We start from the raw sequence: 12,152 nt of genomic DNA, 5'->3' as shown, positions 1-12,152 counted from the left end.
GAACGCTGTCTCTGATGATGAATATGCTGTTGGAGACTATTTCCCGTCCAACGAAGGGGTCAAGGGCGATGTCGGCAGTCGAGACAGGCGGCGGGGCGCAGGTCAAGTCCGCGGTGCGGACGGTGGAGCTGCTGGAGTACTTCGCCGGCCGGCCCGGTATGCACTCGCTCGCATCGGTCCAGGAGGCCGTCGGTTATCCCAAGTCCAGCCTGTACATGCTGCTGCGCACGCTGGTGGAGCTGGGCTGGGTGGAGACGGACGCGACGGGCACACGCTACGGCATCGGCGTACGGGCACTGTTGGTCGGAACGTCGTACATCGACGGCGACGAGGTGGTCGCGGCGGCCCGGCCGACGCTGGACCGGCTGTCGGACGACACCACGGAGACGATCCACCTGGCCCGGCTGGACGGCACGAATGTGGTGTACCTGGCCACCCGCCAGTCGCAGCACTACCTGCGTCCGTTCACGCGGGTGGGGCGGCGCCTGCCCGCGCACTCCACTTCGCTGGGCAAGGCGCTGCTGAGCACGTACCCGGACGAGCAGGTCCGCAAAATGCTCCCGGAGACGCTGCCGACCCTCACGGAGAACACGATCACGGACCGGGAGAAGCTCATCGAGGAGCTGCACCAGGTCCGCGAGCAGGGCTTCGCCGTGGACCGGGAGGAGAACACGCTGGGGCTGCGCTGCTTCGGCGTCGCGATCCCCTACCGCACTCCGGCGCGCGACGCGATCAGCTGCTCGGTGCCGGTGGCGCGGCTGACGCCCGCGCACGAGCAGATGGTGAAGGACGCGCTGTTCGACGCGCGCGACCGGCTGACCCTGGCGACCCGGAGGCTCTGACGGATGGACGCGATGGACGTGGTGCTCCGCGAGGTCCACGACAGTGATCTGCCGGTCTTCTACCGGCAGATGAACGATCCGGAGGCCCTGCACATGGCGGCCTTCACGCCCAAGGACCCGACCGACCGGGACGCCTTCGACGCGCGCTGGAAGCGGATCCGCTCGTCGGACGTCGTCGCCCGGACCGTCCTGGCCGACGGTGACGTGGTGGGCAGCGCGTCGGTCTACGGGGAGCCGGGCGAGCGCGAGGTCACGTACTGGGTGGACCGCGCGTACTGGGGGCGGGGCGTGGCGACGGCCGCCCTGCGGGCGCTGTTGGACGAGGTGCGCGAGCGCCCGCTGTACGCGCGTGCCGCGGCGGACAACGCGGGGTCGCGGCGCGTCCTGGAGAAGTGCGGTTTCCGGGTGACCGCCCGGGATTCGGGGTTCGCGAACGCGCGCGGCGAGGAGATCGACGAGGTCGTGCTGACGCTGGAGGGGTGAGGGCCCACTCCCCCGTCCGGAGGCCTGGGTGGCGAAGCTCACGGGCCGGGAGCGCGAGGTGCTGCGGCACATGGCGGCCGGGCTGACGAACGCGGAGATCGCGCGCCGTATGGAGGTCGGCCCGGCCACCGTGAAGTCGCATGTGGCGGCGGTGCTGGCGAAGACCGGCACCCGGGACCGCACGCAGGCGGTGATCGCGGCCTACGAGGCGGGCTTCATGAACGCCCGATGAGAAATCAGGGCGGACGGGAACGATTTGCTCCGTCCTGCTCGTCCTTCTGAGCGGGATGAACAAGACGATCAGGCGGGCGTCCGTCTTCACGCTGCTGCTCGTGTTCGCTCTGCTGATCAGGGCTACGTGGGTGCAGTACTACGACGGCCAGGCCCTCGCGGACGACAAGGACAACCGGCGCAACGCGATCAAGACGTACGCGGAGCCGCTCGGGAACATCATCGTGGCCGGCAACTCGATCACCGGTTCCGCGGCGACGAAGGGCAGTGACCTCAAGTACAAGCGCACCTACAAGGACGGCAAGCTGTACGCGGCGGTGACGGGCTACGCCTCGCAGGCCTACGCGCCGACCCAGCTGGAGGGCATCTACCAGGACCTGCTCGACGGCACGGACAACCGGCTCAAGACCGCGATGGACACGGTCACCGGCCAGCGGGCCGATCCGGGCAACGTGGTCACGACGATCGACCCGGACGTGCAGAAGGCGGCGTACGACGCGCTCGGCGACAAGAAGGGCGCCGCTGTCGCGATCGACCCGAAGACCGGCAGGATCCTGGCGGTCGTGTCGACACCGTCGTACAACCCGTCCTCGCTGACGGACGCCAACACCGCGGGCACGGCCTGGAAGAAGCTCAACGCGGACTCGGACAAGCCGCTGACCAACCGTGCGCTGCGCCAGCCGCTGCCGCCGGGGTCGACGTTCAAACTGGTCGTGGCGGCGGCCGCGTTGGAGGACGGGCTGTACTCGTCGGTGGACGAGAAGACGAAGAGCCCGGACCCGTACACGCTGCCGGGCACGGTCACTCCGTTGAGGAACGAGAGCACGTCCGCGCCCTGTGAGAACGCGACGATCCGCACCGCGCTGCAGTACTCGTGCAACACCGTCTTCGCGAAGATGGCCGTCGACCTCGGCCAGGACAAGGTCAAGGCGATGGCCGAGAAGTTCGGCTTCAACGACACCGCGCAGGACGTGCCGGTGCGGGCCTACACCAGCGTCTACCCCTCGGACATGAACAAGTCGTCCACGGCCCTGACGGGCATCGGCCAGTACGACGTCACCGCGACCCCGTTGCAGATGGCCATGGTGTCGGCTGCGATAGCCAACGGCGGAAAGCTGGTCTCGCCGCACATGGTCTCGCAGATCACCGACAGCGGCGGCGACGTGCTGAAGAACTACGACGACAGCACGAGCACCAAGGAGATCGTCAGCTCCGACACCGCCGGGCAGTTGCAGTCGGCGATGCAGACGGTCATCGAGCAGGGCACGGGCACGAACGCGAAGATCTCCGGCGTGACCGTCGGCGGCAAGACCGGCACGGCCCAGCACGGCGAGAACAACAGCAAGACGCCGTATGCCTGGTTCACGTCCTACGGCAAGTCCGACTCGACCGGCAAGGAGGTCGCCGTCGCGGTCATGGTCGAGCAGTCCAACGCCGCCCGCTCGGAGGTCAGCGGCAACGGACTGGCCGCCCCCGTGGCCAGGGCCATGATGGAGGCGGCACTCAAGAACTGAGCCCGTTCGGCTACTTCACGCCCAGGATCTGCTCCACGGGGTCGATCGCGAAGTACACCAGGAACAGCGCGGAGACCCCCCACAGCAGCCAGTGCACCTCCTTCGCCTTCCCGAGGACGGCCTTGATGAGGACGTAGGCGAGGAACCCGGCGCCGATGCCATCGGTGATCGAGTACGTGAACGGCATGGCGGCGATGGTCAGGAACGCCGGGATGGCGATCTCGTACCGGTCCCAGTCGATGTGCTTGACGTGGGTCATCATCAGGAAGCCCACCGCGATCAGCGCGGGGGCCGCGGCCTGCAGCGGGACGATCGTCAGCAGCGGGGTGAGGAAGAGCGCGAGGCCGAAGAGGCCGCCGGTGATCAGGTTGGCGAACCCGGTGCGGGCCCCCTCGCCGACGCCCGCCGCCGACTCGATGTAGGCGGTGTTGGAGGAGGCGGAACCCAGACCGCCGGCCACCGCCGCCGCGCCGTCGATGAACAGCACGCGGCCGATGCCCGGCACCTGGCCCTGCTCGTCGAGCAGCCCGGCCTCCGCGCTGATGCCGACGATGGTGCCCATGGCGTCGAAGAAGTCCGACAGGATCAGGGTGAACACCAGCAGGACGGCGGTGATGATGCCGGCCTTCGCGAAGCCGCCGAACAGGCTGAAGTGACCGACGAGTCCGAAGTCGGGGGCGGAGACGATCTTGTCGGGCACGTGCGGGGTGGTCAGGCCCCAGCTCTTGATGTCCGCCACCGAGTCGATGATGATCGCGACGATCGTCATGGTCACGATGCTGATCAGGATGGCGCCCTTCACCTTGCGCGCGAGCAGGGCGATGGTGAGCAGCACGCCGAGGCAGAAGACGAGCACGGGCCAGCCGGTCAGGCGGCCGATGGCGCCCAGTTGGACCGGCACGGTGGTCTGGGCCGCGTCCGGGATACGGCTGACGAAGCCGGCGTCGACGAAGCCGATGAAGGCGATGAACAGGCCGATGCCGACACCGATCGCCTGCTTCAGCTGCTGCGGAATGGCGTTCATGATCGCCTCGCGCAGCCCGGTGAGCACCAGGACACAGATCAGGATGCCCTCGAGGACGACCAGACCCATCGCGTCGGGCCAGCTCATCAGCGGGGCGAGCTGGAAGGCGACCACGGCGTTGAGGCCGAGGCCCGCCGCGATGGCGAGCGGCAGATTGCCGCCGACGCCCATGATGATCGTCATTACACAGGCCACCAGGGCGGTGGCGGTGACGAGTTGGCCGGTGTCGAGGCTGTGGCCGAACTTGTCCTTCGCGCTGCCGAGGATGATGGGATTCAGGACAAGGATGTAGGCCATCGTGAAGAACGTGGCGAAGCCGCCGCGTATCTCCCGGCCGAAGGTGGATCCCCGCGCGGAGATCTTGAAGAACCGGTCGAGGCCGTTCGCCGCCGGTGGCGCGGCCTCCGGTCGGCCGGCCGCCTGCTTGGTGTCGGACATGCGGGTACTCCTTGTTGCCTGATTGATCAGTGTGCGGATGCTGGCTGGATTGTTCCCGCGTTGAACGCGTTTCAGGTTTTCACCGTGTTACGGAATCGGGGTCGACCCGCCAGACTGCGTTCGAAGTCCCGTGCGAGGCAAGGGTTGATCACTGCTACGCTTCCGGATCTCGTCCGGGTCACCTCCGGATGATCACATGACATCTACATGACACACACAGAGAGGTTGGCCCATGGGCACTGTCGTCGACGACGCAGCCTCCGTGGAGTTCCATGCCTTCTTCGAGCGGCACTACGCCGAACTGTCCCGTCTCGCCCACCTGTTGACCGGTGAGGCGGACGCCGCCGACGACCTGGCGGCCGACGCGCTGCTCGCACTGTGGCACCGCTGGGACCGGGTACGCGCGGCGGACCACCCGGCCGCCTACGCCCGCGGAGTGGTCGCCAACCTGGCCCGCACCCGCATCCGGAGCGCCGTGCGCGAGCGCCGGCGGATCTCGCTGTTCTGGTCGCAGCGCGAGGAGAAGACCGAGAACCCCGACATAGCGGGTGTGGTCGACGTCCAGGAGGCCTTGCGCCGGCTGCCGTTCAGGAAACGGGCGTGTGTGGTGCTGCGGCACGCGTTCGACCTGTCGGAGAAGGACACCGCTCTCGCCCTGGGTGTGTCCGTGGGTACGGTTAAGAGCCAGACGTCCAAGGGAATGGCCGAGCTGCAGAGGCTGCTGGGCTCCCAGGGCGTTCCACAGAAGGTGCATGCGGCGATGGTGCGCGGCGGCGAGACCGGAGGACGGGACCGATGAGGCAGCAGGACGTGCACGACGAGCTGCGCGCTCGGCTGCACGAGGCGGCCGAGGCCCACGAGCCTGACGGGGCCCGCATCCTGGCGCGGATCGAGCGGGGCATGAGCGAGCGCAGCCACCCCGACCACCGGGAGACCCGTGCGCCGGTGTGGGGTTGGGCTCGGGTGGTGGGTGCGACGGCCGCTGTCGCGGGCATGCTCGCGGTAGGCGGTTACGCGGTCGCGTCCGCGGTGAAGGACGACGGTCACCCGCAGCAGCAGACGGTCTCGGTCTCCCCCACGCCCTCGCCGGACGCGACGAGCCGGGCGCCGGTGCCGCCGGTGGACCCGACGCCGAGCAGGCCACCGCAGTCGCACAAGGCGAGCAGCTCCCCGTCCGTGAAGCCCTCCACCTCCGCGCTGCCGCCCGCCGGCGGCGAGAAGGACGGCCCGCTGTGGTCGGACGGCTCGGTGGACCCGCACAGCAACGACTTCTGGGCGCAGAGCAACATCACACTCAAGACGAGCGACAAACTCACCGCCCTCACCGTGCAGTTGAAGGTCGCGCAGACGGGCGGGGTGAGCACGGCCGGCGCCTGGCGTTCGCTGCCGGAGCAGGACTTCGACCTCACGGTCGGCGAGCAGAACGGCTTCCTCGTCTACACCTGGGTGCTCAAGGAGGGCCGTACGGTCGCCAAGGGCGAGTGGGTGTTCGCCGGTCAGTACAACCACGAGCGCGGCGGCCGGGACGCCAAGGACGACGCCTACACGATCAGTGGCACGGCGGACGGGCAGCGGCGCGCGGTGGGCGGGGACTTCGCGGCGCACACGGACGACGAGGGCGACTCCTGAAAGAATCTTGAAGAGGGGCGGCAACCTTTTCCGCTCCAGTGGCGACCATGATGTGACGGAACCACTCGCAGAGCGGTTCGGACGGTACGGCCCGCCTCGGCGCCGGCCCGTCGTCGGACCGCACGGACCTGCTGACCTGAGCCCCCCTCGGTCAGCAGCCGCCGACTGAGCCCCCCTCGTCGGCGACAAGAACGCCCCCGCCGGTGACGACCGGCGGGGGCGTTTGCGTCCCTTGCGGGCGCGAGGCTGTGACATGTGCGGCTCCGCCGCGCGGGCGCGACCGGCCACCACCGGCCCGCAGCCCGCGGCGCGCCATCAGTTCATGGTGGATCCGATCGTCGTGGAACCCGTGGTCAGAAACGTCGTGGCCGGCAGCGCCCCGCTCGACTGCCGCGAGGCGTACGCGGTGGTCGCGTCCGTCGACCTGAACGCCGGCGTGCCGACCCCGCTGTCCCAGTTGTTCGCGGCGGAGGCCGTCTTCGAACTCAACTTGTCCGGCCCGCCCTTGTTGCTCACCGCGAGGTTGCGCGCGAGCCGGGCCTTGCCGGTGGCGAAGTAGAACCCCGCCTCGGTGTTCGCGTACGCGGTGTTGCGGTTGAGGACGATGGCGCCCGTGTTGGAGTTCTCGGTGAACCCGTTCAGGGTGTTGTCCCAGGCCGCGTTGTTGTTGACGATGTGCGCGACCGCGACGCCCCCGCCGCCCAGCTTGAACCCGTTGCCGTTGCCCTCGAAGGAGGAGTCGTTCCAGCGGTTCTTGCCGTTGCCGAAGGCCCAGGAGTGCTCGACGGTGACCGGCGAGGAGAACTGCCACAGGTCGAGGCCGTCGTCCGAGTTGTTGTACAGGCGCGCGCCGGTGACCTTGTTGCCGGTGCCGGAGCCGAACTTGATCGCGATCCCATCGGCGTTCTGCCCGTGTCCGGCGGGGTCGTAGTTGCCGTAACTGTCCAGGTTCTGCACAAGGTTGTTCACCGTGTTGTCGCCGCGCAGCGTGAAACCGGAGTCGCCGTTGTTCGCGGTGACCAGGTTCTTGAAGACACCGCCGGTGGACGAGGTGACGACGAAGCCCTGGGCCGGGGAGTTCTGGAAGGTGAGGTTCTGGACGGTCCAGTAGCTGCCGTAGATCCCGGTGAGCCAGGAGCCGTCGGGCAGCTTGGAGCCGTCGATCCTCACCTTCTCGCTGCCGTACGCCTGCAGGGTGATGCGGTTCGAACTCATGCCACTGGCCGTGGACTTGAGGGTGGCCGTCGGGTAGTACGTGCCGGCGCGCACCTGGATGACGGTGCCGGCGGCCGCGTTCTTCACGGCCGACTCCAGCTGGGCCGTGCTGGACACGGTGACCGTCGTCGTGGCGGCCTGGGCGCCGCCGCCCGACAGGCCGAGGTAGACGCCGCCCGCCCCGGCGGAGACGGCCACCGCGGCGGCGATCGAGAGCGTGCGCGTCCTGCGGTGGCGTCCGGTGCTGAGTCGCACTGGGCGTTCCTTTCCTAGGGGATGGAGGCGAAACGGGCCGGAGGGGCCGCCCCGGCCCGTTTCTGAAACCCAGTCGCCGCCATGGCAGGAAGAGGTTGCCGCGCCCCCTCGAAAACAAGCGAAACTTTCGCCACCGCTCACCCCCCGCTTACCGGTTGACGTGCTGTTTCCCGCTGGTGACACTCCGAAGGCGCCGCATCCCCCAACAGAATCCCCCACACTCCGACAGGATTGCCCATGCGCCCCAGAGCCGTGCTCGTCGCCTGCCTCGCACTCCTCCTCGGCCTGTTCACCGCCCCGCCCAGTACCGCCGGCACCGCACATTCAGGAGCCCCGCCCGTGAGCCACCCCAAGTACGCCGGCTATCTCTTCGCCTACTTCACCGGCGAGGGCACAGCGGACGGCGAGCAGATCCGTTACGCCCTCAGCCGCGGCAACGACCCGCTGCACTGGCGCGAGCTGAACCAGGGCAAGCCGGTCCTGACGTCGACCATCGGGGAGAAGGGGCTGCGCGATCCCTTCGTCATCCGCTCCCCGAAGGGCGACAAGTTCTACCTGATCGCCACCGACCTGCGGATGTACCACAACAGCAGCGGCAGCTGGGACGACGTCCAGCGGCACGGCAGCAAGTCGATCATGATCTGGGAGTCCACCGACCTGGTCCACTGGACCGACCAGCGGCTGGTGCAGGTGGCCCCCGACAACGCGGGCAACACCTGGGCGCCGGAGGCCTATTGGGACGACTCGCTCGGGGAGTACGTCGTCTTCTGGGCGTCGAAGCTGTACGCCGACGACGACCCCGGCCACACGGGATCGACGTACAACAAGATGCTGTACGCGACGACGAAGGACTTCCGCGCCTTCAGCGAGCCGAAGGTCTGGGACGACCCCGGCTACTCGGTGATCGACTCGACTGTCGTGAAGTACAAGGACACCTACTACCGCTACACCAAGGACGAACGCGACCCGTCCTCCAGCTCGCCGTGCTCGAAGTTCATCACCGGTGAGAAGTCGACGAGCCTGACGTCGACCACGTACGACTTCGTCTCCGACTGCATCGGCAGCGACTCGATCGACCGCGGCGAGGGGCCCACGGTCTTCAGGTCCAACACCGAGAAGAAGTGGTACCTGTTCATCGACGAGTACGGCGAGCGCGGCTATGTCCCCTTCGAGACCACCGATCTCGACTCCGGCAAGTGGACGATGTCCAAGGACTACCAGCTGCCCTCAAGTCCCCGGCACGGCACGGTACTTCCGGTAACGCAGAAGGAGTACGACCGACTTTTGGGCGCGTATCCCGCCACCGCCACCTCGGTCGTGGACGCGACGGCGAAGGAACAGAAGGGGTACGCCGTCGTCACGGAGGCCTCCTCGAAGGTGGTGCTGCCGATGGAGCCGGGTGCCGATCTCTCGCGTCTCGCCCCGCGGATCGCCGTGAGTGAGGGGGCGACCGTGAGCCCCGGGTCCGGTACGCGACGCGACTTCCGCACGCCGCAGACCTACACCGTGACGGCGGCCGACGGCACGAGCCGCAGCTGGACGGTCGAGGCGGTGCCCACCCGAAGTCCGGTCCTTCCCGGCCTCAACGCCGACCCGGATGTGCACTACCTCGACGGCCAGTACTGGATCTATCCGACGACGGACGGCAACCAGGGCTGGGGCAGCACGAGTTTCAAGGCGTACTCGTCGAGGGACCTGGTCCACTGGAAGGACCATGGCGTCATCCTCGACCTGGGCCCGGACGTGTCATGGGCCGACAAGTACGCGTGGGCCCCGGCGATCGCCGAACGCAGCGGCAAGTACTACTTCTACTTCTGCGCCGAGCAGCAGATAGGGGTCGCGGTCGCCGACTCCCCCGCCGGCCCGTTCAAGGACGCGCTGGGCAAACCCCTTGTGGCGAAGGGCGGTTCACTCGGCGGCCAGATGATCGACCCGGCCGTCTTCACGGACGACGACGGCACGTCGTATCTCTACTGGGGCAACGGTCACGGGTATGTGGTGCCGCTGAACGACGACATGACGTCGTACGACGCGACGAAGGTGAAGGACATCACCCCGGACAACTTCCGTGAGGGGTCCTTCGTGATCAAGCGCAAGGGCACGTACTACTTCATGTGGTCCGAGGACGACACGCGCAGCGAGAACTACCACGTGGCCTACGCGACGGGGCCGTCCCCGCTCGGCCCATGGACCAAGCGGGGGACGATCCTGTCGAAGCGTCCCGAGTACGGGATCCTCGGCACCGGCCACCACTCCGTGGTGAACGTGCCGGGCACGGACCAGTGGTATGTCACATACCACCGGTTCGCCCTCAACGGGCCCGGAAGGCCCGGCGGCGACGGCATGCACCGGGAGACCACCATCGACCGCATGGAGTTCGCGGCCGACGGCACGATCAAGCCGGTGGTGCCGACCCTGGAGTCGGTGAGACCGCTGCGGTCTAGCTGACGAAGTACGTCGGGTTCGGCAGCTTGTACGTCCGGTCGGCGTAACCGCCGTCCAGGTCGGAGTACTGGTCGCCGAAGTTGGCGATGATGTCGTACCCGAGGTCCTTCTCGATGTGCTGGCGGGTGCCGCCCTTGTACTGCACGGTCGTGCAGGTCCAGGTGCCCGCCGTCGCGCAACCGCTCAGGTACGACGGCGGGTTGGCGGTGTTCTTGAGGAACATGTGGTCGGCGTCGAGGTTCACATCGGCGCCGATCTTCTTCAGGTTCTCGACCGCGGCGGAGCGCTGCGCCTCGCTGAGGCCGGAGTTGTAGAAGACCTCGACGCCCTTCTTCTCCGCGTACTGAACGAGCTCGGCAGTGCCGAAGACGCCCGGACGGTCCGCCTTGTTGACGTACGCCGCCCAAGTGGCCGAGTTGTACGTGTAGTTGTACCGCTTCTCGTAGTCGAGGCTGAGCAGCAGCGTGTCGTCGATGTCGAACACGACCGCGGGCTTCTCGCCCCGGTGGTGGGCCTTGCGGGCCGCCTGGTCGATGTACTTCCTGGCGGCGGAGTCGATGTGCGCCAGGTCCTTGGCGTACGGGCTGTCCGGGGACGCCTGGTACACGCCGTTGGCGTCCGCCGTGGTGCCGTAATAGGTGTCGATGTCCTTCACCAGGAGCCCGATGTTGTACGGCTCGTGGGTGGAGTTGGCCGTGGACTGTCCGGCCGTGGCCGCACCGGCGCCGTAGAGAGCGGCACCGGTGAGGGCACACACTGCGGCGATCGCCGCGATACGCAGTGGCTTATGCATGACAGGTTTCTACGCGCGTCACCCCCGTGGGCGCGAGACCCGTTGCCCGATCGATACCTCATTTGCAGGCAAAAAACGGGTCAAGCGCCCGGACGGGGCGGTTCCGGATCGATATCCGTCAGTTCATCGTCGCCCCGATGGTCGTCGAGCCCGTCGTCAGGAACGTGGTCGCGGGCAGGGTGCCGCTCGAACTGCGGGCGTTGTACGTGCTGCTCGCGTCCGTCGACTTGAAGGCGGGCGTCGAGATCCCGGAGTCCCAGTTGTTGCCGGCCGAGGAGACCGAGGAGCCCTTGCTGACCGAGCCGCCGCCGTTGCTGACCGCGAGGTTCTTGCCGAGCTTGGCGGAGCTGGTGGCGAAGTAGTAGCCCCACTTGCTGTTGGCGTAGGCGGTGGTGCGGTTGATGACGATGGCGCCGGTGTTGGAGTTCTCGGTGAAGCCGTTGCCCGCGTTGCCCCAGGCGGCGGAGTTGTTGACGACGTGGGCGACCGAGGGACCGTTGCCGCCCAGCTTGTAGCCGTTGCCGTTGCCCTCGAAGGCGGAGTCGCCCCAGCGGTTGACGCCGTTGCCGAAGGACCAGGTGTGCTCGATGGTGACCGGCGAGGAGAAGGACCACAGGTCGATGCCGTCGTCGGAGTTGTTGTACAGCCGGGCGCCGGTGACCAGGTTCCCGGTGCCGGAGCCGAACTTGATGGCGACGCCGTCGGCGTTCTGGCCGTGCGTGGCGGCGTCGTAGTTGCCGTAACTGTCCAGATTCTTGACGGTGTTGTTGACCGTGCCGTCCCCGGTGAGCGTGAAGCCGGAGTCGCCGCCGTTGATGGTCTTGATGTTGTTCCAGGTGGTGCCGGTGCAGGACTGGCAGACGACGGCGCTGTCCGGGGAGTTCTGGAAGGTGATGTTGGAGACGTTCCAGTAGTCGGCGGTCAGCTTGAAGATCCAGGAGCCGGAGGGCAGCGACGACCCGTCGATCTTCACGGTCTCCGAGCCGTACGCGGTGAGCGTGACCGGCGAGGAGGACGTGCCGTTGGCCGTGGACTGCAGGGTGGCCGTCGGGTAGTAGGTGCCGCCGCGGACCTGGATGACGGTGCCGGCGGTGGCGTTCTTGATGGCGTTGGACAGGTCGGTCGAGTTGCTGACGACCACGGTGGCGGCCTGGGCGGGCGCGGGCAGTGCGAGCAGGGCGGCGCCGGCGGCGACGGCGGTGGACAGGGCGAGAGCGGTTCGACGAAGCATGACGTGCGGGTCCTTTCGTCGTTCGGTGAGTCGTTCAGTGAAGGGGGATCGC

General features: G+C 67.8%; 10 protein-coding genes and 1 pseudogene. 7 read left to right on the top strand and 4 right to left on the bottom strand.

The window, feature by feature from the left end:
• Window positions 1-68: 68 nt before the first annotated feature.
• The 4 genes and pseudogenes from OG303_RS37805 (at window position 69) to OG303_RS37790 (ending at window position 3,070) form a co-directional block, all read left to right on the top strand.
• On the top strand, window positions 69-842 hold the full coding sequence (locus tag OG303_RS37805) for an IclR family transcriptional regulator (RefSeq protein WP_405874216.1): 774 nt from the start codon (window positions 69-71) through the stop codon (window positions 840-842).
• Window positions 843-854: 12 nt separating this feature from the next.
• The gene (locus OG303_RS37800) at window positions 855-1,325 is read left to right on the top strand and encodes a GNAT family N-acetyltransferase (protein WP_405877676.1); all 471 of its coding nucleotides are present in this window, start codon (window positions 855-857) and stop codon (window positions 1,323-1,325) included.
• A gap of 10 nt (window positions 1,326-1,335) precedes the next feature.
• A pseudogene (locus OG303_RS37795) lies at window positions 1,336-1,557 on the top strand (response regulator transcription factor); the annotation flags it as partial.
• A 55-nt stretch (window positions 1,558-1,612) separates the two neighbouring features.
• Entirely contained in the window at window positions 1,613-3,070 is a 1,458-nt protein-coding gene (locus OG303_RS37790) for a peptidoglycan D,D-transpeptidase FtsI family protein (protein ID WP_405874214.1), read from the top strand.
• A 10-nt stretch (window positions 3,071-3,080) separates the two neighbouring features.
• On the opposite strand, the gene OG303_RS37785 is transcribed toward OG303_RS37790, so the two are convergent.
• Complete coding sequence (locus OG303_RS37785; protein WP_405874213.1) at window positions 3,081-4,532, bottom strand: NCS2 family permease; 1,452 nt, start codon at window positions 4,530-4,532, stop codon at window positions 3,081-3,083.
• Between the two features lie 232 nt (window positions 4,533-4,764).
• Between OG303_RS37785 and OG303_RS37780 the strand changes: the two genes are divergently transcribed.
• Window positions 4,765-5,331: a SigE family RNA polymerase sigma factor gene (locus tag OG303_RS37780; protein WP_405874211.1), complete on the top strand. Its 567-nt coding sequence runs from the start codon at window positions 4,765-4,767 to the stop codon at window positions 5,329-5,331.
• The gene (locus tag OG303_RS37775) at window positions 5,328-6,161 is read left to right on the top strand and encodes a hypothetical protein (protein WP_405874210.1); all 834 of its coding nucleotides are present in this window, start codon (window positions 5,328-5,330) and stop codon (window positions 6,159-6,161) included. Before OG303_RS37780 ends, OG303_RS37775 begins: the two co-directional genes overlap by 4 nt.
• A 315-nt stretch (window positions 6,162-6,476) precedes the next feature.
• Here the strand turns inward: OG303_RS37775 and OG303_RS37770 are convergent, their stop codons facing one another.
• Window positions 6,477-7,631, bottom strand: coding sequence for a right-handed parallel beta-helix repeat-containing protein (locus OG303_RS37770; RefSeq protein WP_405874209.1), 1,155 nt, complete (start codon window positions 7,629-7,631; stop codon window positions 6,477-6,479).
• A 237-nt stretch (window positions 7,632-7,868) separates the two neighbouring features.
• Here OG303_RS37770 and OG303_RS37765 point away from each other — a divergent pair, with 237 nt between their 5' ends.
• On the top strand, window positions 7,869-10,079 hold the full coding sequence (locus OG303_RS37765; protein WP_405874208.1) for a family 43 glycosylhydrolase: 2,211 nt from the start codon (window positions 7,869-7,871) through the stop codon (window positions 10,077-10,079).
• On the opposite strand, the gene OG303_RS37760 is transcribed toward OG303_RS37765, so the two are convergent.
• Window positions 10,072-10,869: an HAD family acid phosphatase gene (locus tag OG303_RS37760; protein WP_405874207.1), complete on the bottom strand. Its 798-nt coding sequence runs from the start codon at window positions 10,867-10,869 to the stop codon at window positions 10,072-10,074. The genes OG303_RS37765 and OG303_RS37760 overlap by 8 nt on opposite strands.
• A 118-nt stretch (window positions 10,870-10,987) precedes the next feature.
• Window positions 10,988-12,100: a right-handed parallel beta-helix repeat-containing protein gene (locus tag OG303_RS37755; RefSeq protein WP_405874205.1), complete on the bottom strand. Its 1,113-nt coding sequence runs from the start codon at window positions 12,098-12,100 to the stop codon at window positions 10,988-10,990.
• Between the last annotated feature and the right edge of the window lie 52 nt (window positions 12,101-12,152).

The sequence above is a fragment of the Streptomyces sp. NBC_00005 genome, from assembly GCF_045160215.1.
Classification (GTDB): domain Bacteria; phylum Actinomycetota; class Actinomycetes; order Streptomycetales; family Streptomycetaceae; genus Streptomyces.
The sequence above is the reverse complement of the archived record's forward strand: the minus strand, read 5'-3'. Positions and strand labels throughout refer to the sequence as shown.

Excerpts from the sequence above, each read along its gene's own strand:
- OG303_RS37805 (WP_405874216.1), top strand. The coding sequence starts at position 69 with ATGTCGGCAGTCGAGACAGGCGGCGGGGCGCAGGTCAAGTCCGCGGTG.
- OG303_RS37800 (WP_405877676.1), top strand. The coding sequence starts at position 855 with ATGGACGTGGTGCTCCGCGAGGTCCACGACAGTGATCTGCCGGTCTTC.
- OG303_RS37790 (WP_405874214.1), top strand. The coding sequence starts at position 1,613 with ATGAACAAGACGATCAGGCGGGCGTCCGTCTTCACGCTGCTGCTCGTG.
- OG303_RS37785 (WP_405874213.1), bottom strand. The coding sequence starts at position 4,532 with ATGTCCGACACCAAGCAGGCGGCCGGCCGACCGGAGGCCGCGCCACCG.
- OG303_RS37780 (WP_405874211.1), top strand. The coding sequence starts at position 4,765 with ATGGGCACTGTCGTCGACGACGCAGCCTCCGTGGAGTTCCATGCCTTC.
- OG303_RS37775 (WP_405874210.1), top strand. The coding sequence starts at position 5,328 with ATGAGGCAGCAGGACGTGCACGACGAGCTGCGCGCTCGGCTGCACGAG.
- OG303_RS37765 (WP_405874208.1), top strand. The coding sequence starts at position 7,869 with ATGCGCCCCAGAGCCGTGCTCGTCGCCTGCCTCGCACTCCTCCTCGGC.
- OG303_RS37760 (WP_405874207.1), bottom strand. The coding sequence starts at position 10,869 with ATGCATAAGCCACTGCGTATCGCGGCGATCGCCGCAGTGTGTGCCCTC.
- OG303_RS37755 (WP_405874205.1), bottom strand. The coding sequence starts at position 12,100 with ATGCTTCGTCGAACCGCTCTCGCCCTGTCCACCGCCGTCGCCGCCGGC.